Origin of the sequence: Candidatus Micrarchaeum sp., from assembly GCF_016806735.1 — an archaeon.
GTDB classification, from domain to species: domain Archaea; phylum Micrarchaeota; class Micrarchaeia; order Micrarchaeales; family Micrarchaeaceae; genus Micrarchaeum_A; species Micrarchaeum_A acidiphilum_A.
In genome coordinates this window covers 681449-704451 of record NZ_CP060530.1, presented here as the reverse complement: position 1 = coordinate 704451, position 23003 = coordinate 681449, and the positions used below count along the sequence as shown (strand labels likewise).

At 45.7% G+C, this 23003-nt stretch carries 22 protein-coding genes and 1 tRNA gene; 10 read left to right on the top strand and 13 right to left on the bottom strand.

All coding sequences use genetic code 11. The features are described 5' to 3' along the window. Positions 1–108: 108 nt before the first annotated feature. Together Micr_RS03775 and Micr_RS03770 are read right to left on the bottom strand one after the other, a co-directional pair. Positions 109–618: an NUDIX domain-containing protein gene (locus tag Micr_RS03775; RefSeq protein WP_203134346.1), complete on the bottom strand. Its 510-nt coding sequence runs from the start codon at positions 616–618 to the stop codon at positions 109–111. Positions 619–742: 124 nt separating this feature from the next. Beyond that, positions 743–1294: a class I SAM-dependent methyltransferase gene (locus Micr_RS03770; RefSeq protein WP_203134345.1), complete on the bottom strand. Its 552-nt coding sequence runs from the start codon at positions 1292–1294 to the stop codon at positions 743–745. 129 nt (positions 1295–1423) lie between these two features. Between Micr_RS03770 and Micr_RS03765 the strand changes: the two genes are divergently transcribed. The 3 genes from Micr_RS03765 to Micr_RS03755 all read left to right on the top strand — a co-directional run bounded on the left by Micr_RS03765 (position 1424) and on the right by Micr_RS03755 (position 3439). Beyond that, positions 1424–2005 carry a hypothetical protein gene (locus Micr_RS03765; protein WP_203134344.1) on the top strand — a complete coding sequence of 194 codons (582 nt, stop codon included), beginning with the start codon at positions 1424–1426 and terminating at the stop codon, positions 2003–2005. A gap of 68 nt (positions 2006–2073) precedes the next feature. Continuing rightward, a complete protein-coding gene (locus Micr_RS03760) occupies positions 2074–3054 on the top strand; it encodes a DHH family phosphoesterase (protein WP_203134343.1) in 981 nt (326 codons plus the stop codon). Positions 3055–3145: 91 nt separating this feature from the next. Next, positions 3146–3439 carry a metal-sulfur cluster assembly factor gene (locus Micr_RS03755; RefSeq protein ID WP_203134342.1) on the top strand — a complete coding sequence of 98 codons (294 nt, stop codon included), beginning with the start codon at positions 3146–3148 and terminating at the stop codon, positions 3437–3439. A 1-nt stretch (position 3440) separates the two neighbouring features. On the opposite strand, the gene aspS is transcribed toward Micr_RS03755, so the two are convergent. The 11 genes from aspS to Micr_RS03700 form a co-directional block, all read right to left on the bottom strand. Then, entirely contained in the window at positions 3441–4730 is a 1290-nt protein-coding gene (gene aspS / locus Micr_RS03750; protein WP_203134341.1) for an aspartate--tRNA(Asn) ligase, read from the bottom strand. 137 nt (positions 4731–4867) lie between these two features. Further along, positions 4868–5167: a DNA-binding protein Alba gene (gene albA / locus Micr_RS03745; protein WP_203134340.1), complete on the bottom strand. Its 300-nt coding sequence runs from the start codon at positions 5165–5167 to the stop codon at positions 4868–4870. An 81-nt stretch (positions 5168–5248) separates the two neighbouring features. Continuing rightward, a complete protein-coding gene (locus Micr_RS03740) occupies positions 5249–6145 on the bottom strand; it encodes a hypothetical protein (RefSeq protein ID WP_203134339.1) in 897 nt (298 codons plus the stop codon). Between the two features lie 59 nt (positions 6146–6204). Further along, complete coding sequence (locus tag Micr_RS03735; protein WP_203134338.1) at positions 6205–7863, bottom strand: COG1361 S-layer family protein; 1659 nt, start codon at positions 7861–7863, stop codon at positions 6205–6207. After that, a complete protein-coding gene (locus Micr_RS03730) occupies positions 7860–9020 on the bottom strand; it encodes an ABC transporter permease (RefSeq protein WP_203134337.1) in 1161 nt (386 codons plus the stop codon). Before Micr_RS03730 ends, Micr_RS03735 begins: the two co-directional genes overlap by 4 nt. Continuing rightward, positions 9017–10009, bottom strand: a complete 993-nt coding sequence (locus Micr_RS03725) for an ABC transporter ATP-binding protein (RefSeq protein ID WP_203134336.1) — start codon at positions 10007–10009, stop codon at positions 9017–9019. The genes Micr_RS03730 and Micr_RS03725 overlap by 4 nt, the downstream gene beginning before the upstream one ends. Positions 10010–10017: 8 nt before the next feature. After that, complete coding sequence (locus tag Micr_RS03720; RefSeq protein WP_203134335.1) at positions 10018–10374, bottom strand: PadR family transcriptional regulator; 357 nt, start codon at positions 10372–10374, stop codon at positions 10018–10020. 159 nt (positions 10375–10533) lie between these two features. After that, a complete protein-coding gene (dnaG, locus tag Micr_RS03715; protein WP_203134334.1) occupies positions 10534–11952 on the bottom strand; it encodes a DNA primase DnaG in 1419 nt (472 codons plus the stop codon). 240 nt (positions 11953–12192) lie between these two features. Next, positions 12193–12651 carry a Holliday junction resolvase Hjc gene (gene hjc, locus Micr_RS03710; protein ID WP_203134333.1) on the bottom strand — a complete coding sequence of 153 codons (459 nt, stop codon included), beginning with the start codon at positions 12649–12651 and terminating at the stop codon, positions 12193–12195. Then, positions 12651–13949 carry a cation:proton antiporter domain-containing protein gene (locus Micr_RS03705; protein ID WP_203134332.1) on the bottom strand — a complete coding sequence of 433 codons (1299 nt, stop codon included), beginning with the start codon at positions 13947–13949 and terminating at the stop codon, positions 12651–12653. The genes hjc and Micr_RS03705 overlap by 1 nt, the downstream gene beginning before the upstream one ends. Before the next feature lies 1 nt (position 13950). Beyond that, complete coding sequence (locus tag Micr_RS03700; RefSeq protein ID WP_203134331.1) at positions 13951–15519, bottom strand: helicase-related protein; 1569 nt, start codon at positions 15517–15519, stop codon at positions 13951–13953. Positions 15520–15678: 159 nt separating this feature from the next. On the opposite strand from Micr_RS03700, the gene Micr_RS03695 reads away from it, so the two are divergent. The 7 genes from Micr_RS03695 (at position 15679) to Micr_RS03665 (ending at position 23003) form a co-directional block, all read left to right on the top strand. Beyond that, positions 15679–15753, top strand: a tRNA-Phe gene (locus Micr_RS03695). Between the two features lie 210 nt (positions 15754–15963). Continuing rightward, positions 15964–17364, top strand: coding sequence for a hypothetical protein (locus Micr_RS03690; protein WP_203134330.1), 1401 nt, complete (start codon positions 15964–15966; stop codon positions 17362–17364). Between the two features lie 207 nt (positions 17365–17571). Next, positions 17572–17889: a NifB/NifX family molybdenum-iron cluster-binding protein gene (locus Micr_RS03685; RefSeq protein ID WP_203134329.1), complete on the top strand. Its 318-nt coding sequence runs from the start codon at positions 17572–17574 to the stop codon at positions 17887–17889. A gap of 636 nt (positions 17890–18525) precedes the next feature. Further along, positions 18526–20211 (top strand): B12-binding domain-containing radical SAM protein, encoded by a 1686-nt coding sequence (locus Micr_RS03680; RefSeq protein ID WP_203134328.1) that lies wholly within the window; start codon positions 18526–18528, stop codon positions 20209–20211. Then, positions 20189–20755 (top strand): adenine phosphoribosyltransferase, encoded by a 567-nt coding sequence (locus Micr_RS03675; protein WP_226803585.1) that lies wholly within the window; start codon positions 20189–20191, stop codon positions 20753–20755. The genes Micr_RS03680 and Micr_RS03675 overlap by 23 nt, the downstream gene beginning before the upstream one ends. 47 nt (positions 20756–20802) lie before the next feature. Next, the gene (locus Micr_RS03670) at positions 20803–21414 is read left to right on the top strand and encodes a hypothetical protein (RefSeq protein ID WP_203134327.1); all 612 of its coding nucleotides are present in this window, start codon (positions 20803–20805) and stop codon (positions 21412–21414) included. Between the two features lie 197 nt (positions 21415–21611). Next, the gene (locus Micr_RS03665) at positions 21612–23003 is read left to right on the top strand and encodes a DEAD/DEAH box helicase (protein ID WP_203134326.1); all 1392 of its coding nucleotides are present in this window, start codon (positions 21612–21614) and stop codon (positions 23001–23003) included.

Here is a 23003-nt window from a genome sequence, read left to right as displayed (position 1 = left end):
GAGGATTAGGTTTTTGTTAGGTTTTACGACGTCAAATAAAACCTGACATTTTAGGGAAAAATCTAAAAGGCCCGAAATTCAGATATTTCCAAATCCGTAAATTCACTATCAGAATGCTTTGGAAAGATTGCGCATTTCGTTTGCGTTCTCCTTATTCTTCATCCTGCTGGACACTTCAGGCACATAGTTGGCTATTATGTGCCTGTCTATCGCGGTAAACTTATCCCAATTATCTACTCTCAGGTTGCGCATGGCAGCAAGCGCATCCATGCCTACGCATTTCTTTTCGGAGTGCTCCTCGGCAAAAATTTTCACATCTTCGGAGCCAAGCGTGTCTTTTTCTACAAAATACAACCACACCCTGAATCTAGTTCCGTCCAGCAGGTAGGGAAATGTGGTCAGGTATTCCAGTTCTTCGGGCCCTGCTTTTATCCCTGTTTCCTCATAGAGCTCCCTAACGGCTGCGCTTTTGCACGTTTCTCCACTTTCGACATGCCCGGAAGGCAGGCACCACTTTCCGGGTTCTATATCATCATCTTCATTTCTTTTAAGGTATACTACCCCATCGCCGGTAACAATCATGACGAAGGCAACGTCCACTTCATTTCCATCTTCCATTTAAATCGGTCTATGATAAGAAGGTGGGGCATATTTAAGCTTTCCCAGGGGTTCGTTTAAAGACGTTAGGAAAGTAAAGTGCAGCTGCTATTTCTTAGCAAATGCAAAAGCATCTGAAAAAGAGCTATTGGGGTAGGAGGCTTATGTCATTTACCTTAACCAGCTTAAGGTACCTGAGCCCTTTTCCTTCTACCATATCGCAGCTTGAGAAATTGCTCTTATTGTAATGCTTGTACAAGTAGTCTATGCTGTCGCCTATGATTATAACTATCCCGTTTGGCTTCAAAATCCTGTAAAGCTCCTTCAATATTGATATCGACTTGTTATTTCCTATCCTATCGAAAGTTCCATGGCATACTATGAGCCCAAATTCGCCCTCTGGCAGGCCTGTGTAAATGTCTTTGGAATATGCATATCTTATGCCTCCGAATCTCGATGTGGCATCAACTGCTTCCAGTAGCTCTTTCCTTCCAAAAGACAGTATAGTAAGCCTGGCCTTGCTGTCGTTGCTGTAAAAATACCTGGCGAGCTTAGCGATAATTTTGCTGTCTCCGAGCAGCAGTATCTGTACTTTCTTAAGATACGAGAGCTCCGAGCTTATGAGGCTTCTCACGCTGTCCTTCGACTTGCCTTTGCCATTGCTGCCTGAGGCTCTTTTCACTCTTGTGGTTGGCATATAAACAATAATATTGTTTATATATGCTTTAAAAACCGTTCGCAGCAGCGAAAAATCAAAAGCAATAAATATATCAAGCGATTCAAAGCCTTTGTTATTATGGAAATTCACAATAAAAATATTGGGAGCATGGAAAGCATAAAGGGGCTTTCTAAGGGAAACTACGATGCTTTCGAGCTGTGCGCAAAAATAGCAAATACCAAAGATTCCGATTTGTCGCTGAAAATTATAGAATATTTCAATGCACCACCAGCCATACTTCTTGACCTATACAAATTGGGATCCGGATCCGACGTTGAAAAATTTTCCGAGATACTGAAATTTTATTCTTCTGTCCCAAGGAGCGATTTGGATGTGCTTAAGGTGCTCTCGACTGATGAGAATGGGCTCAGCGCAAAGGCGCTTCTGCTGGTCACAGGCTTGTCGATTTCTTCGGCAATAGAATATGGCAGGCCAATTAGCTACGTAATAGGGGATCTAGCTGCAACAATCGTAGAAGAAGGACTGAAAGGGGAAAAGATTTATAAGGAATACGAAGATGCTTTCGTGACTGCAATATATCAAATAATATTGGCGAATTTGGGCTCCGGAACAAATCCGTATGGGGACCTGGAAAAACTCGGCATACCTGAAAACATGCTTAGCACGACATGCGAACTGGCAAAGTTGTATAACGAGAATTTCGACCCTTCCAGGCTGATGCGCAAGTAGCCATCGCATCTTATCAAAATTGCTTAATACTAAAGACAGTGCAATCAGAAAGATTTACGGTGAATTTCATGGTTCAAAAATCCGTCATAATAAGTCATAGGAGGGACTTCGACGGCATTGCAAGCGCAGCCGAGCTGTCCAGGTTTCTAAGGGGTTCTGTGGAAATGCTGCTTTTCACAAATCCGGGCAAGGCCGAAATGCTTTCTACTGTTTCTAAGCTTGCCCCGGTCAAAAACACAGACATATACATTGCGGATGTTTCCATGTCAGCGGATGGATATGAAGAACTATGTGCGGAATTCGACAAAGTCAAATCGCACGGCAACGAGATAATCTGGATAGATCATCATCCATGGCCCGAATCCGCAGCGCTGAAAATGAAGCCCATCGCGAAAATATTGATTTATGGCGAGGACAAGAATAAGTGTGCGTCAGAGCTCATATATGGGAAGTTCTGCACTGGCGATGAAGTATGCAGAAAGCTTTCATCCTTGGCCCATCTTACTGATTTCAACTTGAGGCCTGAGGACAAAGAGCTGGATGATAATCTGGTCAAGATATCCCAATGCATTGCCTTTCTTGACAGGGACGACAGGCATTCAAACGAGCTAAGGAACTCATTGACAGAGCAGGTGTCAACAGGATTGATAAGCGGAGGCATAATAGACCAGATTTACGCGGAATACAAAAAATCTGAGGAAGAGAACCTAAAAATGCTCAATGATACCGTAAAAACAATCAGGATTGGCAGGTACAGCATAGGGATAGCATTTGCGGATAACCTGCAGAGCAACATGGCATGCTCTAAGATAAAGCAGCTCACCGGAGCCAACATACAGATATTCGTTACAACAAAAGATTGGTCGGCGCACGTTAGGAGCGACAATGGCATAAATTCTTCTCTTCTCTCTTCAGCACTTGGGGGCAACGGACACGAAATGGCATCAGGTTTTACCCTCAAGGTTGTGCAGAAAGAGTTGGGCAAGGCAATCGAAGAGTACACGAATACGGTCTTTGCAGCTGCAGAAAAGGTATTCGGAGACCAATAATCTCTGCTAAATGTTCTGCACTTTTGTATGCTTGGTTAAAGATTATTCGGAAAAGATTAAATATTGGCTCGGCGAGATTTATTCTGTTAAAATGATAACAAAAAAGGACGTAGTGGAAGCATTGTCGCAATGCAAGGATCCGGAACTTGACGCCGATATAGTTAACCTTGGCTTAATATACGGGATAAATGTAGCGGAGCCCGGAGACGTAAAAATAACACTTACAATGACCAGTGCGATGTGCCCTGTGACATCGCTGATACTGGCTGATGCGCAGCTTCGCCTGGAATCAATCCCGAATATAGGCAAGGTAGAGCTGGAATTGGTTTGGGACCCGATGTGGAGCCCAGACATGATGAGCGACGAGATAAAATACCGCACCTGATTCAAGGCCTTATCCTTTTTCTGTCCCTTGGGAAGAGCGTGCATTCCCTTATGTTTTGGAGGTTCATCATTTTCATTGCCAGCCTTTCTAAGCCTATGCTCCATCCGGCATGTGGCGGCGCACCGCACCTGAACGCGTTGACATAGAATTCGAAGTTCTTGGGATCCAGCCCTTTCCTTTTTATGGCCTCTATGAGCATCTCTGGCATGTGTATCCTCTGGGCGCCGCTGCTTATCTCGAGCCCTTTATATATCATGTCGAAGCTGTTGCACACGTCAGAATCGCCCTCTTTGGGCATAGAATAGAACGCCCTTACTGCTGTTGGATATTCGTATACCATAACTGCATCTCCGAATATCTCGCCCAGCTTAACCTCATTCTCTCTTGAAAAATCATCCCCTGGCTTTATGCTCTCGCCGTGGGCTTTCAGGCTTTCTACAGCTTCCTCATAAGAAACGCGCTTTACGGAAGGGACATCTAGCTTCACGCCGAGCTCCTCAAGCTCGCGCACGTTGCTCCTCTTGACATCGCCGATTATGCGCTTGAGGGTTTCCTCAAGAAGCTGCATTGCATCATTATGGTCTGCGAAGCCCATCTCAATGTCCATCTGCGTTATCTCGTTTATGTGATAAGTGTCATTGGATTTTTCTGCCCTATAAACAGGCATTACCATAAATACCTTGTCCAGCCCACCTATTACCGCAAGCTGCTTGTAAAGCTGCGGCGACTGAGCCAAAAATGCCTTCTCGTCGAAATATTTTATTTCGAAGAGCTCAGAGCCACCTTCTGTGGCCTCTGCCACTATAGAAGATGTTCTTATCTCGTTGAAGCCCTTCTGCTGCAGGCTTTCCCTGAAAGAATTCAATATGGTCGATTCTATCCTGAATATGGCGGTGCTTTGTATGCGCCTAAGGTCTATGTACCTGTAATTCAGCCTTACATCCAGATCTACGGGGACCTTTCCGGTAACCTCGAACGGTACGTTGGCCGAAAGCGGATTGAGGTTCTTGACCTCTATAGGAACTATCTCATATCCGGCTCTTGCCTCTTTGTTGGCTTTCACGGTTCCTCTGACGCTTATGACGCTCTCTTTGGGCAGCGACAACGCACCGATTACCGATTCGTCAGTAACGCCTTTCTTGGCAACTATCTGGACTATCCCGCTCATGTCTCTCAAGAGCAGAAACGTTACCTTGCCAAGCTCCCTGACTTCGTGAACCCATCCGGCTACGGTAACCTCCTTGCCGTCCATCTCAGGGGTTATCTCATTGACATAAGCGGTCCTTATCATGAAAATCACACATCAAGCAATCAGAAACGAGCCCATATGCGGGCCCGAACCACGACTATTTGTATTATAAGGGATTTATAGTTTTCTAAAAGGCGCCACTGCGCAGAGAAAAGAATAAAAAATAAAAAATAGGGTTTTTACTTCATCAGCACTATCTGTATGGCGCTCACTTTCGATTTCGTTCCATCCTCGTTGCTTATCTCTTCGGATGAAGTCTTTATGCTCTTCTCCTTAAGGCCAGGCAGGAACTTGTTCTGTACTATTTCCTTGACGTCCACAGCCCTGGATATTGCGTTGCCCCTTGCCTTTATAGTGACCTCAGGCATTCCGCTGTTGAACTGCGTGACAACAGCCAGCACATAGTTCATCGTCGGTTTCTTGCCTATGTATACAACATTTTCTCTTCCTGCGTCGTTAATTCTTTCGTTGTCTGCCATGTATATCACTTTGTTGCGCATAATGCTGCAGGGACTCGCGTACCCTACAAGGCCATTGGTACTATTTCTCGGTTAACGTATTTATTCCTTTGCTGGCTTGTTTCTTCTTTTGAGCGTTTCAAGTATTGCAGCCGTTTCCTTCTCCGCATCTATATCTGCTCCGCATTCCTTGGAAATGTAAACAGGATAAGCTATGGCTATATCCCTAAGAAGGCTGACTTCCTTGTTTATTCCAGCTTTTTCAGCTATATCCATATTTGCGTTGACTACGCTGCCAACGAGCGGCAGCAGATCGTTGAAAAGCTGCACTAGCCTATGCGCATCTATCTCTTTGTCCCTGATTATCCTCTTCGCCTCTTCATAGCCCCAGCCTGCCTCCGTATCCTCGGACGAGAAGGCCTTTCCGAAAGAGCGCATGTATTCCGGCATGACAGGATAGAAAACCTTGTAAAATATGTTTCCAAATATGCTCCCGTAAGACGACTTTAGGACAAGGTCGTACGATATTATCCTTTCCTTCCAGTCGGTTATGGAGCCAAGCTTCTCAAACAGGGCCCTGACTTCGGCCGTTTCGCTTCCGGATTTTTTCCCAAGCCCTTCGAGCATGTTCTTTATGGCCCTGAGGTGCTTTTGCTCTATTTCGCTCAAGGCAGCGAAATGCTCTGCATATCTCTTGGAATCGTAGTCGTGCAAGTCCTTAGACCAGGATTCTGCTATCCTTGAGCTTTCTTCCTCGCCTGCATAAAAAAGGCTGACTATCCTTGTTACATCGGAAACTTCGAACTGCACGGAGTTGGGCAGCTCTATGACGTTGCCGGTTATCCTGCCCCTCTTTCTCTTGACGTCTATGAAGCTTATGCCACGCCTGACCGCGTTCAACGGATTGCTCCTTATGTACGCGTAAACGTAGGGCTTTACCCAATCGGGAACCCCGTATTTCTTCATAATCTTGTCTACCAATATGTTTCCCGTAGCCATAATTCTCACCGTGGATTAAATACCGGGGCTAACCCGATATTTATAATCCGGTTATAAATTTATGCCTTTCTCTTCGGCTTTTCATCCTTGCTTTTGCTTCTGTTTTTCCTTGCCCTGCGCACTATGAATGCTATTATCAGAAGCAAGACTATGATGCCTATTGCATCTTCAACGTACCCGTAAGCGTTGCTGGTGGTTGTGCCAACGGCCACGAAGTACTGCGTTGAGCCTGAGAATTCTAGGCTCTGTGGGCTATTGGGCTGTTTCCACTGCTCGTAAAGCGTTATCGGGTAGTCTCCTGCCTGTCCCGAGCTGTCTACGCTCACGTAGAACGTAGCGTTAACTGTTTGGTTCGGGGCTATGCCGTTTATGTAGTACGTAGACGAGACCATGCTTACCGGATATACGCTCTCCATTGTCAGAAGCACCGAATTTGCAGGCTCGTTGCCCGTATTCTTTATCTGGAAAGTTACCGGGACATATGTAGAGCCGATGCTCAGGCTTGCCTTGCTTCCGACCACGCTGTATAGCGCCGAGCCTTCGACGTTCAGCTTGAGCTGCTGGTTCGATGTATACGTTTTGTTGTAGTTTGCGTTCTCATAGCTCAAATGGGCTCCTATCGAAGTGTTCGTTATATTCTGTCCGTAGGTGTTGACATATATCTGTTCTGTAGCCGAGCCTCCTCCTGGAAGGCTGTTTATGAAAAATCTGTTGACGCTGCTGCTCACGCTTATGGATGGCCCGTTCGTGAACTCTGCACTTATATTTCTTGCAGTTCCAGTGCCTATATTCTGTACGAGGAGCTCAACGCTTTGGTTCGCTCCTGCATATAATGAAGAAGGCTCTGATCCTGCCAGGCTTACGATTATCTTTGGTGAGTTTATGACTACGCTCACTGGCATCGACACGTTTGAAGTGAGCATTTTGCCAAGGCCGTTTTCATATGTCACTGTTCCATTGAGGTAATGCGTACCCTGTGTTATGTTCTGCGATGCAATCATTGGTTCGCTCACCTGTACTGCCGAATCTTCGTTGAGCGCGCCCAGATTGAACGTAGGTGTGCCTATTATGCTGAAGCTGCTCGAGTTCCTGAGCGTCAGCGTTGCGTTTGTCATCGGGCCTGTGCCGGTATCTAGAACGCTTATGCCAAGGCTGAACGGCTCTCCAGGGCTTATCTGTGTTGTAGGCACAGCGGTGGCCTTGACAGCAGGCTTTCCGTATACATACAGGTATATCGGTATTTCTGATTCCATGGGCGTGCTTACGCTCTGCCCTGTTGCTGATGTTACCGAAGTCCTATATGTGGCTATTATGTATATCGGGTAATCTCCCTGCTGGAGCGTTGAAGGTATGTGCAGCGTGTAGCTGAATTCGTCGAACCCTATGGCTCCTACGAGTCCAGTGCCGATGCTGCTCTCTATGGAGCTGTACGCCGGGGAAACATTTATTATCTGGTCCTGCGATACGAGCTGTATATTTACATCCTGCAGCGGCTGTGAATACGAATTGAATAGCTGGAACGTAACGTTCACAGTGTCTCCAGCCACTACCGGCGTAGGCGAAACGTACAGGTTGGTCAGCGACAGCGGCGTGCTTGATATGCTGCCGGACTGCCCAGAAACCTGTGCCGAAGCCATACCAACGTAGAACATTGCAAGCAGCAAAACAATTGCCGCGACTCCAGCCTTCGAACTCAAATACATCTTTTTACCTCTCATGCTATTTGCACCTTGAACAGTTTAATCGCCAAACCTAGCATTATGACCGCGAACAGCGCCAGTATGCCTATCTGTGGCAGAGCCGTGCTGAGCGGATACGAGCCGGTTATCATTACATCTCTTATGCCGTCAACCGCATACGTCATTGGATTCACTGTGGATATTACCCTCATCCAAGTTGGCATTGACGCTGCCGGGAAGAACGCGCCGCTGAGGAACCATAGCGGAAGCGCTATTGTCTGGGTGAATATCGCATAAATTTCTGGCTTCTTGACCCTGGAAGCCATTATCAGCGATATGCCGGTAAATCCGAGCGTGAGCATTAGGACGAGTATGAATATCCATACTACGCCTACAAATCCCATCAGTATCGTGGTCCCGAAGAACAGGGATATGACTATGACGAGCAGCGTGCTTATTACTGATAACGTTAGGGTGTAAATGGTTTTTCCAAGCATCACCGAGGACCTGTTCAAAGGCGTTATTAAAAGCGCCTTGAGGTTTCCTAGCTGCTTGTCCGTTATGAGCGTGAAGCCTCCTCCGAAAAGGGTGCCGAATACTGCAACAAGCGCTATTACGCCTCCAACCAAAAAGTCCTCGTAGTTTGTTGAAAGCCCTGAAGTTAGCGTCGGTGCAAACTCGGTGTCGGGGGCCTGCGGTTGTGCGTTTAGCGGCACTATGCCCCTGGATCCTATGCCTGAATAGAATTCCGAAGCGACGCTGCTTATGGTGGGCAATATGCCTTCTACCGTGGAGGCATCTGGGCTGCTGTAGTAAGCCAGTATTCCTGTGCTTGAGGATTTGGAGCCTACAGTTGGGTTTATTATCAATAGAAGCGAAACCTGTCCGGAGTCAACTTCCGACATTCCCTGGCTTATCGAAGGTATGCTAACAACCTTGAACAGGCCGTCCGAAGAAGTTGCATAGAGTGCCTGAACAAATTTGTAAGAATTGGCGTTGTTCGCGGTATTCACAACTCCTACGGGCACGTTGTGGGCAACCGCCCCTATGTTGCTGAAGAATATCAGTATTATTAGCGGGAAGAGGATTGTCCTGACTATGTTCGCCCTTATGTTGCTCTTGAATATGAGCATGTCCCTTTTGTACAGTATGTAAGCTTTCTGCAGGGTAGAAATGACTATGTTCGACATTTTCATCTCCTCCACATTATCTTGGATGCGTTTGATTTCTGCTCTCCAAGCTCGTCTCTTATCGTTCCTCCAGTTAGGCTTATGAACACGTCATCCAACGTTGGCAGGTGCATCGAGGCAGCAATTATAGGTATCTTCTCTTTTTCAAGAACAGATATTATGGAGCTCAGAGTTTTGACGTCCTCCTTCCCTGCATTTATGCTTATCCTATCCGCCACTACTTTGCAATCCATCTTCAACTTCTGCTTTAACGCCTTCTGCGCCTTTTCTATGTCTTCAAACCTTAATGATATGTCTATTATGTTGCCCTCGCTAACCATCTTTTTGAGCTCTCCGGGTGTTCCTATCGCCTTGAGCTGTCCGTGGTCTATTATTGCAATCCTATTGCACAGCGAGTCGGCCTCTTCCAAATACTGGGTAGTAAGTATTATCGTGACGCCGCTCTTGTTGAGCTTCCTTATCCTGTCCCACATGCTTACCCTGTTCTGCACGTCAAGACCTGTTGTCGGCTCGTCCAAAACAAGTATCTTGGGGCTATGCAGCATGGATTTTACCAGGTTAAGCCTCCTCTGCATTCCTCCAGAGAAAGATCCGGCCTTTGCATTCCTGAAATTTACCAGGTCTGCCTCTTCAAGCGCGTAATTTATGGCTTCTTCCTTGTCCTTCCCTTTCATTCCATAAAGCTCTGCAAATATCTCAAGGTTCTGCTGGGCTGTCAAGTCTCCGTCGACCACCGTTTCCTGGGTCATCAAGCCCATCTTCTCCTTTATAATCTCCGGGTTCTTTCTTATGTTGTATCCGTCTACGATTATCGTGCCTTCTGTCGGAATTATGAGCCCTAGCAGCATGTTTATCGTGGTAGTCTTACCTGCGCCGTTTGGGCCAAGGATTCCAAATATCTCATTTTCCTTTATGCCGAGGCTTATGCCGTTTACTGCAGTGAAATCCCCAAACCTCTTGACAAGGTTCTTTATCTCTATGACTTCTCCCGCCATCAATACACCTACTTTACAAGCCTCACGAGCTCCTTCATGTAGCTCAGCATCAGCTTCTTTGACTTAAGAAGAGCCGCCCTCCCCTGGGGGGTAATTTTGTAGTATTTTTTGTCCTGCTTTCTACCGTTGCTCGAGACAATCTTCACGTAGCCCGATTTTTCAAGGCCCCTTATTATATTGTAAATGTCGTTCTTTATCTCGTCCTTCTTGGATCCTATGAACGCGGCCTTCTGAGTTGCCATTAGCTCTATCAGCTCGTAGGGATATCTTTTCTTCTCCTTTATCTCGCTCAGTAGCATGAGCTTGAATATCATCCTGCGCATTTCCTTGCTCATGTACTTGGTGCTGAACTCCTTTTTGTCCATGCCTTCACTCAATTTTTGCAAAAACTGCCAGTTTAAAAATGGTTTAAATCTAAACTATTTTAAATTTAAAATAGTTAAATATTTATAGCTTAACTAGATTTGCCTTACCTGCGCTACGCTGATCTCAAAGACAAAAAAGGAAAAAAGAAAGGAGTATTTTCACTCCTTGGTGTAAAGCAGCAGGTCCCCATATTTCTTGGTTATCTGGCTTGACCTTATTCCATATATCTCCTTGACTCCTTTCCCATAAGCCAGCTCTATGAGCCTCTGTGTTATTATCCCGTCGAATACTATCGCATTCGTGCCGTCGGTGCTCTGGACTGTCTGTATCAGGTCCCTTATCGGTATCTCGTTGACCATCTTTCCATCCGCATCGTATAGCCTGCCACGGAGTGTATTCTTAAGTTCCGCAAGCGCGTCTATGTATTTTTTAGAGGGCTCCGGGGCATTCGCATGGTTGTCGAATTCTATGCTTCCTATGCTATCCTTGCTTTCTTCGACCTCTTCCACTACGCCTTCTTCTCTTGTGCTGTTCTGGTGCCTTTCCGAGAGGTTTGTTGCTATCTCGCTTGGGCTCAATATCTTTCTTTCCTGCTGTGCGTCACGTGGTTCGTAGCTACGCCTCTGCTGCCTTTCTTCGCCCTTATAGCTGTCCTGGTTCCTCTGCGGCTGCTGCCTCTGTTGTGGCCTTTGGCCGTTTCCATTGCTGTGCTGCTGGTTCTGCTGCTCATCCTTCGCATGCTGCCTCCCCACTGAAGTCTGCTCGAATGGTATCCTTGACCTAAGCGCCTTTATTATCTCCTTTCGCGTGAGCTCTTCCACTTCCTTGCCGTCTGGGGCCTTTGCTACGTAATCTACGTCTGCAACATTCGATATTCCCTTGAATATTATGTCCCCTCCCCTGTCTCCGTCAACGAAAAGGGTGACCTCCTTCTGTGCGCAAAGATCGGTTATCGTTTTTGGTATGGTGCCCGTTGCCCCGCCAACCGCAATGCAGTTCGTTATGTCGCTTTTCAGCAGGTTGACCACGTCGGCCCTTCCTTCTACTATTATTACGCTGTCGCTTTTCGCTATGTCTGGCCCAGCCGGAAGGTTGTCCGTGCCGTAATGTGTTACTGTGCTTGACTTTACGTCGGCCTCTACCATCTCGCTTATCTCCTTGCTGTCCGGTATGACGTTGGTGAGCAGCGATTTGACGAGCTCCTTTGCCCTGTTTATAACCTTGTTGCGCTTCTCGTTCCTGGTGTCGTCTATCTTGTCTATCTTGAAGTTTGTCTCGAATGGCCCGACCCTGTCAACGGATTCTATCGCAGCTGCAAGTATGCACGTTTCTACCTTGCCTAAAGAGCTTGGCAGCATCAGCTTTCCGTACGTCTTGTTGTTGGTGGATCCGCTTTCGATCTCTATGCGGCCTATCTTGCCGTTTTTCTGCAATTCCCTAAGGTCCAGATCAGGTCCAAGAAGGCCTTCGGTCTGGCCGAATATTGCACCTATTATATCTGGTTTTTCAACCGAGCCGGATATTTCAAATCTGGCTTCTATCATGTATTTTACTATATCTATGTACGTCTTTGCCATATTTACCACCCTACTAAATTAGGATTCGCAAGGCTATTGGTGGTAGTACGCGGCACGCTCTAACCCGGTTTCGGCTAAAGCCAGTGAAATACTGCCGCCGCTATTTATATAGACGGCAGAATTATAAGAATCACTTGTAATATGATGCCACATTTCAACACCTATAGCAGTACGATTACCCAGTTCGTAGTGTTATATGTTTACAGTTTTAACATTAAGCAATGATAGATATATAAGTCTTTACTGCATGTCATCAAGCCCTGGCATGAAGCCTATGCGCCTGTTTATTTCCAGGGCAGACTTCTTTGTCACGGAATAGCTCTTTGGGGTCTTTTTCATCTCGTCCAGCTTTATGAAAAACCAGCCCTTGCCGTTCATGCGCCATGCTATCATCGTATCCATGCCCGTGTTGCTTTCCCATTTCTTCAATACTTCGAACTTGTCCGGCTCTATTGCCAGCCTGTCCTTGTTCCAAGCCTTGCATTCGAATGCGAAGCCCTTTCCCGATTTAAACGCTATTATGTCCGGGCTCAGGGAATTTACGCCGCTCCCGGCGCTCCTCATAACAGAGTATTCCTTTTCATAAAGCGTGTTTATAAGCTCGCGTTCGCTCCTTGCCCCCTTTATATACCTGTGCACCGATACACCGGTATGTATTCTCAGATTCGGTATATAATACTTTCCGGGATCGCTACGCATCAAACCGGGCTTGGAGCCTGGCCTGCTTTCATTACTTCGACTGGCTTGTGCCTGTAAGCCATGAATATGCCTGCAGTCGAGGCGATGTTGGTTATGAGTATGACCAAGAATATCGAATCCAGGAAACCAGGTATGACTACTCCGTATGTCAGCGGCAGCGTGGCTACTATTGCCGGGGAAAGTCCCCTCGCCACATTGTAGGATATGAAATTTCTTTGTTTTACCGCTTCCTTCTGGTCGTTCGAAAGGAATTTCTTAAGCAATCCTGAACCCATAAACCTGACCAGCATTATCACGAACGTTATCATGACTGCAAACACCAACGAGTCAATGTATACGCCGCTGAATGTGAAGAGCATCCCTATATAGACGAAAAAGAAGGTGCTCGTGAAGAAAACAATCTCCTTCTGGTAATCCTTTATGTGGTCTATGCTGTACGGCACTGCAAGGAATTTTTCCACGAAATTCGGCTCATGCACCGGATCTGTGCTTGGCTTTACCGAGCCTATGTTGCTGAAAAGTATTCCGAATACGAATATGGTTATTGCGCCGTTGAATCCTATGAGCTCGGATATCCCATACGTCGCTATGACCATGGCTATCGTTAGCATCCATGAATAGCTTTCACTGTAAGCTTTGAATCTGTTAAGTATGAAAAGCCAAAAGACCGCAGAAACAAGGCCGAATATTATCGAACCTACGACTGCGCTCAGTACCAATCCGACTATGGCAATTCCGGTTATCCCTGCGCTTGCTATTATGTCTAAAAGCAATATAGGTATTATCAGCTCAAGTGTGTCCGAAGCTACGCTCTCGTAAACAAGGGTTGTCTTGAGGTCATCACCTACCTTTATTACCTTGACTAGAGTAGGGACTATTATGCTGCTTGGTCCCGAAAGCGCGAAGCTGAATATGAACGATTCGGCGATTGTCCACCCTAATGTATAATGGAATGCAAGAAACGTGACTATTCCTACTACGATACCTGTAGCAGTAGCAAGCTCGAAAGTGAAGCTGGTTGCCTTTTTGAATACTGTCTTCAGCTTGCTTATCCTTATGTTTATACCAACATCAAAAAGTATGAAAGATACCGCGAGCGCTGTAACGTAAGGGGTCAAATCCGCTATCGTGCTGCCAGCCCCCGTATTCACAAAGTGGAACACTGGGCCTATGAGCAGGCCTATGAGCATCAACGGCAGTACGCTCGTTATGTTGATTTTGTCGAAAAGCGCGTTCAGTATAAACCCTAGGAATGCGACTCCAGCAACGAATATGAAAACTATGTCATAATTCAACATTCTAAAGCTTCACCTGCCCTGACTTTTTCCCTGGCCTGTATTTACCGCTTTCTATCTGCTCTTTCAGCTTTATAATTGTATCGAACATCCTCTTCTCCCTCACGCGCGATATCATGAGGTACGCTTCGTCCTTCGTCCCCTTAGCCACGAGTATGACTACCTTTCCTATCCTGAATCTTCCGGTCCTGCCCCTCCTTTGTATGTTTCTTATCTCGCTAGGTATGGGCTCGTAGAAAACCACATAGTCAACGGCAGGTATGTCCAATCCCTCCTCGCCAACAGAAGTAGCCACAAGGACATTGAATTCCCCGTTCCTGAACCTGCTTATGACGCCCTCCTGCTCGGACTGCTTGATGCCCTCTTTTTTTCCCACGAAACCCTGCGCGCGGACTCCGTTGTCAATCAGCCTTTTCACAATGCTGCGTATGGTGGACCTGTATTGGGCAAAAACCATCGCGCTTTTGCCGTTAAGCTCTGTTTTCAAGAATTGCAGAAGTGCATCCATCTTCGGGTGCTCTTCCCCGGAATCTAATGCAGAGTTGGCCGCGCTCACTGCGGCTTCGAGCTGGGGATTCTTAAGGATGCTGTCAACCACCTTGCTCCTCTTTTCCCTGGTGCGAAGGCTTTCAATGTAATTGACAAAAGGGTACAGCCCTTCAGTTGATATAAGGTCATAAGCGTGCATCAGGTCAAGCACGTAGACATAGTTGAATATGGCAGCGAACTTGTAGTTGCTCGAATTGAGCCTTTTTATGTGGTCCCCTATCATGAGCAGCCTCTTCTTTGGCACTCGCTCGAATTCCGGGGTCGGGCTCAGCCCTACTTCGTAAAGCTTCCTGAGCCTTTGGTTTATTATGCTCTTGAGCGTGGCCGTTATGGATTTCACAATCCTTGAATTCTCCACGTATATCGTCTGGGTGTCATTGCCCTTTATGTAAGGGGCGACATCAGCGTCGAAAGAGCTCCTTGCCTCTATTCTGGTGGCTCCAAGCGCTTCTATGAGCTCGACCACCTTTTTCCTGTCGCTTCCCGGGGAAGCTGTAAGCCCAACCAGCTGCACGCCCTTGAACTTGCATTCGTCAGCAATGTAAGTATAAGCGTACCTGCCGACTGCATGGTGGCACTCGTCAAGCACAACGATACCAAAATCGCCCATGTCTATCCTTCCGCTCCTTAGGTCGTTGGACACTGTCTGCGGAGTTCCTATTATGACCCTTGCCTTCGAAGCCATTTCGGAACGCTTTCCAGCCTTTGTTGTGCCCGTAAGCAGCAGTATGTCGTCAGGATTGAGCTTGAGCATCCTGATTGCAGATTCATAATGCTGAACGCTCAGCGGTTTTGTAGGGGCAAGCATTATGGCCCTCCTGCCCTTGTAAAGCGCCATGGCTATTGCAAATACTGCTATCACCGTCTTTCCAAGCCCCGTAGGCAGCACTATGAGCTCGCTTGCTCCTCCTTCTATGGATTTTATTATGCTGATCTGATACTGCCTTGGCTCTATATCATCGGTATTTACAAGGTCCGAATAAGGTTTCAGTTCAGACCATGCTATCTTGGTGTCTGGCGCCATGCGCATGCCCCGTATTAACGGCATGATTAATTTGCCAAGAACTCTATAATAGCTTATGCAAAATCGCATTTTGAAGCGGAGATGCACGGGGCAAAATGCGATACGCAATCCAATATTGCAACTATTTATATACTTTATTAAGGAATAAACCTATACAGCGCCGCTGTAGCTCAGTGGGAGAGCGTTCGGCTGAAGACCGAAATGTCGTCGGTTCAAATCCGACCAGCGGCACCATTCTTATAATACAGGCTCTACAGCCAATGCCAAATATATTTGCTAAGTAAGAGCCTAAGGCTTATGCTGCCGCCGAAATCGATATCATATGTATGAGTAAGCCGAACCCTCGATTTGGGCATGAATATGCTTATGAACAGTGATCATATAAAAAAAGTCACAAGATTTTTATAATGAACGTTATATGGTATATCATAATTGAGGGTTGATGTGGAAAAGCAAAAGAAGATGCTGATTGCGGCGATTGTTATCTTAATAATCGCTGCTGTTGGCTTTTATCTCACTTATGGCCATAAAGCAAACAACAGCAACGACTCTGCGCTTATGCAGCTTAATTCGCAGATAGGTGTGTACGGAGCGAATATGCGCTACTTGTTAAATAGTTCAGCTTTATACAATCAAGTGTTCTCAACATCTAAAAATTATCAAATTCTCTTGAATCTTTCAAGCCCGTTCAGCAGTATTGGATCGGTTTTAAACGCAACCGGCACAAAGATACATAACCCACAGTACAATAATTGGGGTTCCTACGATCCTACGGTATGGACAACTATTACAAATAACCTGACGGCATTAGGGCTGATAAGCTCTTCTGACAAAGCTAAAGTATTGAGGAATGCAGATACGCTAAGAAGTACATACGCGTTTATCCTTGCTGATGAAGATTTGCTTAGCGCTGCACAATCGCTCGGTGTTCTATTGCAAAACAATGCTTTCTCAAATAGGGGTGTGCCAGAATCGACCGAGTCAAGAAAAATAGCCATTTTCGAATGCGAATGGGTTCCATTGGAAACAGGCGAAGTTACTGAATTGACAGGCATAAATAGCACAAATATCGAATGCAGCAATAATTATACTATGCCAATAGTGGCCACGCCACTCGGATGGATGGGCACGATTGCAGGTGTTAATAGCCCGTTGAACAATATTGTTGGAAATCAAACCGCTACGAGCGGCACCAAATCGACCATGCTTTATCAGCTTTTGTATAAAATGGCCTTAACGCAATATGAAGGTTATCAACTATATGAGTTTTTGTACAATAAAACAATTCCACCATCGCTCGACCAGATAGTATATACAAATAACACTGTGCTTGTTAATCTTGGCAATCTAAACCTTACCAACACCCCGGCCATAAGTTTGGAAATTGATGGAAAAGAAGTAGGATACAAAAGATATTTCAACTGGCTCGTAGCAAATGTAAACCTTACTGTGGGCGAACACGAAATTGATGTAAAACTTTCGAACAATAACTTATACGATGATATCGATGTGTCTCCGTATATCTCTATCAATAACGGGATGCCTGCGTCGGTTGCCAACCAGAGTAGTACTCCCATACCATCAAAATTGAGCGTGAGGCTGAATAATACTGCATACAACTCTATGGTGATATCTGAAATTTATGGGCCGTTTTCCAAATTCGGACCTGCCATAACAAATGAAACTATAAACACAAATGGTCTTACGCTAGCTAGGAATAGTTCATTCACAATCAACTATGCCGTGCCAGATGGCTGTCCAATCAACGAAGAATATATAGATGGGCTAGAATTTAACACGAGCTACGGGCCAGCCGTTTACTGGCTGGTGAGTAAATGCGTATAAGGCATATGCATTTCGTGCATTATACTGCAACTGTGTGCTAGATTCCAAGCAGATTACCCTGTTCCGACCCAAGGCTTGCAATCTGCGACGATTATGAATTCTTCTTGTCATTCATATACCGGATGCTGCCAGTTTATCTGGATACATATGTGCAATAACCAATCTTTAAATTGTTGCATTGCGGATTGCTATGTGCTTGGTGATTCATTGCAGGAAAAAACAATAATGGCAGTAATAAGCGAGGACGGAATGTTGACAGGAGTAGGCAGGGCTCCGAAAGTGGCCATCATACATACAAAAGACGGAAAGGCAGAGAAGATAGCCGAAATAGAAGTCAGATGGGGAGAATCTCACGAAACCGAGCAGGAGGGCCTGCATCATGCTACAATTGCCAAATTTATAAAGGAGCACGGTGTAAACGAGGTAATTGCAGGAGGGGCTGGCCCTGACATGCAAAGAATGCTTGAAAGGCTTGGAGTGAAAGTCAAATTCGAAAGTGGAAACTACAAGGATTTCATAAACTGAAGTGCTTCTTTTTTATCTTGCTTCTTCTCTGTTCCAGTTTGTCAAGACAAAAGTGCCAAAGTACTGTTTGTTCCACTGCGCAGCTATTTTCAGTAGGAACAGTAAGTATACGTCAAATTCCCGCCGCAGTTCATGCACTTATAACCTCCATTTCCGTCAGGACACTGGTATCCATCATCCATACAATACGTGTTGTAGCAATCGTTGCACGTAAAGCATGCCTTTCCTTTTTCTATCTTTTTTCCACATGCGGAACATATGCCCATAAAAAACACTATAATCAAATGATAATCTATTTTAGCTCATTAATACTTAATATCGTTTCTAAGCATGCACCATAACAATTAAACTTGCCATTTTCCAAAAAACATAAAATATTCGCTTGTTTTTTAATTTATGGAAATAAAATAGATAAACCAAACTGAAAAATTACACTAATTGCGGCTTCTTCAGCTATAAACAAAAGCAGAATAAATTTTACAAGATTATAACCGAAAAACAATAAAATTTAAATATGGTTGTAGCAGATTAAAATCAAACATTCTTCAAATGATATTCTAATAAATTTGGTCAATTATCAAAAATCCATTTACAATCAAGAGCTATAATTTATTGTGCTTTTCAAAGTGATACAAAATGGCGAAATATGTATTGGTTTCAGATTCAAGCCTATCTGCATCGTATAGGCATTTTCCACTGCTCGAATTTCTTCCAAGTGCGCCTGCACATGCAATACCTAATTCAATATACTATTTCTTGAAAGGCCCCCTGTACAAAGCAGATGCGGAAGGCCGCTCTACCATAACCACATATGCGCTGCGCAAACTTGAAGCTGCCCTGCTGCAGAAATACGGCAGAAACGACGTCGTTGTGGCCCATGAAGACAATCTCTCTAATTTCGTGAAGGATGACACAGAGATCATAGCTGTTAACACTATGGATCCCCTAGGGCTTGGCCCCCTTACTATGTCCTATTTCGTATTGATGGGCGCGGACAAAGGTGCTTGGGTCGCCAGGGAATGGCGAAAGCTTATAGCCAAAATAAACGTGGCAAGGCAAGGAAAGAAAGCAAAACTTTTGATTGGGGGTCCTGGAGTATGGGAATTCACGCTGCATCCGGAAGAGCTGGATAAGTCAAATATAGATTACGCATTCCAGGGAGAATCGGAAGACGTAATCTGCGAGCTTTTCGAACAGATAAGCCAAAATTCGCTGGATAAGGATAAATTCTTCGAGGGATATATGACCATCGATGACGATTTCCACAGGAGCTATGTAAATAATCCCAAGTTTATATCGAGGAGCCCTAAGATAGGCACATCTGTTGCGCTTGAGAAAATCCCGCTGATACAAGGTCCTGTGCATTCAGGTATGGTAGAAATAATGCGTGGATGCGGCATAGGCTGCGATTTTTGCGAGGTAACACTGAGGCCGCTCAGATACTACACAAATGAAATGATAAGGAAGGAAATAGAGGTAAACGTGAAACAGGGCGGCTTTAGCAACGCATGGCTGCATACGGATGAATTTTTCGGATTCAAGCATGCAAATGCCAAGTTTGAACCGAACGAGGATGCTCTGATTGACCTTGTCACAAATGTAATGTCAATACCTGGAGTAAGAAGGACAAACCCTACGCATGCAAGGATATCACCTGCCACGGCATATCCAGAAATGCTCGCGAAGCTTTCAAAAATAATGAAAGCAGGCCCTTCAAATTGGATAGGTGTGCAGGTAGGTGTTGAGACTGGAAGCGACTCGCTGGCAAAGAGGCACATGCCAAATAAAACCCTGCCACTGAAGATAGGGCCCGACGGAAGTTGGAGCGAAATAGTCTGGAAGGGCACAAGGAACATGACTATGAACTATTGGAGGCCCGCATTCACAATACAATCAGGCCAGCGAGACGAAACTCCTGAAGACAATTGGGATACCGTTGCACTCATAAACAAGATGAGCAATTCGTACGTTAACGGCAGGCCGTTAGAATTCACCGTGACCCCAATGCAGAACGTACCGCTTGGGCTTATAAAAAGCAAGGGCTTCAATGCCGGAATGCTTACGGAATCGCAATTTGCAATGTACTATGCGAGCTACAGGCATCTATATAAAATGGCACTGAGAAACGCCAGAAAGGAGAGCAAAGGCAATCCTGTCGTTAAGGCGGGCGTTTCATCTACGATAAGCCTTGGCGGATGGGTAATGATGAAATTCGTAGAAAAATTAGCAAGAAAGTCAGGAGTAGACATAGAGAAAGTCAAGCGCTATGGCCTGGACAATGAAACTGCAAAGATAGAGACTGCAGTACAATTCAACAAGTGATTTAACGGAAAACGCAGAGCTTATCAAGCGCATAAAGTCAGCCATAGTGGATGTTCCCGATTATCCGAAAAAGGGAATAATGTTCAAGGACATAACTGGCCTTTTTGCTTCGCATCAATTGTTCAAGGACACAATACAGGCGCTAGCTTCAGAAGCGGTTTCAAAGCTTGGTTTCAAGCCTGATTATGTTGCAGGCATAGAAGCCAGGGGATTCATAATAGGCACTGCTCTTGCAGATGAGCTTGGGATAGGGTTCGTTCCGATAAGAAAGGCAGGCAAGCTTCCAAGGGACGTAGTTAGCGAGTCATACGAACTAGAATACGGCAAAGCATCCATAGAACTGCAAAGGGATGCAATGCCTCAAGGCTCAAGGGTGCTCATAGCCGATGATCTTCTAGCTACCGGAGGCACCTCGAGTGCAGCCGAAAAGCTCATAAGAAAGCAGGGCTCGAAACCTATAGGGTTTGCATTCGTAATAGCGCTTTCTGGCTTTGCCAGCAGGAATATCCTGAAGCTTCCTATTTTTAAAATCGTTGAATATTGACCCGAATCCCGAAAAGTCTAATAATGATTATGGGTTAAGTGAAAACGATGGAAGATTTCGAAGTCATAGAATACGCGAGGAATTCGGAAAAAATCGAAATACTCAAAGCGATAAGTTACAAGGAACCAACTTACATACGTATAGAGTCAGAAAAGAAGTTCACAGTCGGAACGATATTGCAGTCCGACGGGAAGGAGGTTTTCGAGGCTGGAGCAAAGACGGGTGTCGTCAGTGAAACAAAGTCCAGCAATGGAATAAGCATAAGCACCGATTATGATATAAAATACACCGGCGGCTATTCCAAGGATGGAAAGGTGATATACATAGCCAGGACGCTTCCCAAGGAAATAGAAATAAAAGGAAAGAAGCTCAGTCTAATAAATTCCATAGGCCTGCATCATGAGCTGGTTGAGAAATGGCTTGTCGACGACCTGTACCAATATCCTTACGCCCACGAGGTGGCGACGAAAATAGAGAAGCAGTATGTCGAATCCCTGGGCATAGAATGGCACGATTACGACGAGGCAGTGGGGAAGCTGCTTCATGAGAACTATGAAAAGAAGCTTGAAAAGAGCCCGAAGGACCTGGACCTTTCGCCATACATGGCGTCGAACGACACCGCAGCGATAAAAGAGATAAGGGACAGTGTAGAGCCATGATTTGCACTCAACAGCGTTGGCACACCCGGGCTCACTATTAAATATTAAGCACTTCAAATGGTATATGTTAAAAGCTATGTGCAGAATTTAATTGCATTGTTTGCGAAGGCGTCTTGTTTTCCCGCTTAACGCGGTATGTAAGCCATAGACACAAGGTGCCTTATTTTGACTTTGGCTTTACGCTAAAAAGTGATTCATTGGACAGATTCGATAGTTTCGAAAGTACGGGCCTAAAAGCAGAAATAAAAAAGGCCCTTGGAGAGATGGGCTTTACGAGCCCGACTGAAGTGCAGGTTGAAGCGATACCATACGCCCTTGAGGGAAAGGACCTTATAGTGAGGTCAAAGACTGGCAGCGGCAAAACCGGAGCTTTTGCGATACCTATATTGGACATGCTTGTTCAGCAACCCTCAAAATCAGGCGTTCACGCTCTTGTGATAGCCCCGACAAGGGAGCTCGCGATACAGATATCAGACGTATTTACAAAGATTGGAAAATACACACGCATAAGGAACGCCATAGTTTATGGCGGAGTGTCGATAAACCCACAGGCAGACAAGATACGTTCCGGCGCAAGCATAGTGATAGGCACTCCGGGCAGAATAATAGACCTGATGGAAAGGGGCATGCTTGACCTCAGCAAGATAAAGTTCCTTGTCCTGGACGAGGCAGACATAATGCTCGAGATGGGTTTCATAGACGACATAAAATACATAATAGAAAACATGCCGGAGAAAAAACAGATGATGCTGTTCTCGGCTACGATGCCAAACAGGATAAAGGAGGTCGCATACGAATATATGCACGACATCAAAAATATAGAGGTTGGCGGAGAGGAAGAACTGGCAGTAAAAAAGATACAGAATGTTTATTCGCTGGTGAGCAAATCTTCGAAATTCTCGGCTTTGCTCGCTTATCTTGACGAATACAAGCCCAAAAAGGCAATAGTATTCTCAAAGACACAGAGGAATACTGAAACCCTCTACAGGATACTTTCCGACAACGGCTTCAAGCCAATACTTCTTCACGGTGGCATAACACAGGCAAAAAGAGAGGTTGCACTTAGCCGCTTCAGGCACGTGGACGGAGGTCTTCTCATAGCGACAAACGTGGCTGCAAGGGGGCTCGACATAGTAGACGTCAGCGACGTAATAAACTTCGATTCTCCTGACGAGCCCGCAATCTACATCCACAGGGTCGGAAGATCCGCCAGGATGGGAAGGGAAGGAAGAGCTTTTACCATAGTGCAGCGGGATGAACAGTCTTTCATATACGCCGTGGAAAAATATGCCGGAATAAAGTTCAAAATGGTCAATCTCGACTTGGACAAGTTCAAGAACGTCAATTTCGGGAAATACTTCTCTAGCCAGGAACACGACCGCGGACCGAGGCGCTTCGGTGGTCAGCGCAGCAGCCACTTCGACGGGAACAGCCATGGCCATTACGGCGGCGACCGCGAGCATGGTTCATCCTCCGGCTCCAGATACGGGTCCAGGGACAGGAACCGCGGCAGCCAAAGGTATGGCGGAAGAGAAAAAAGCCGCGGAGGGCGCAGGCCATACAGGAGGGAAACCCCTAACTATTCATGA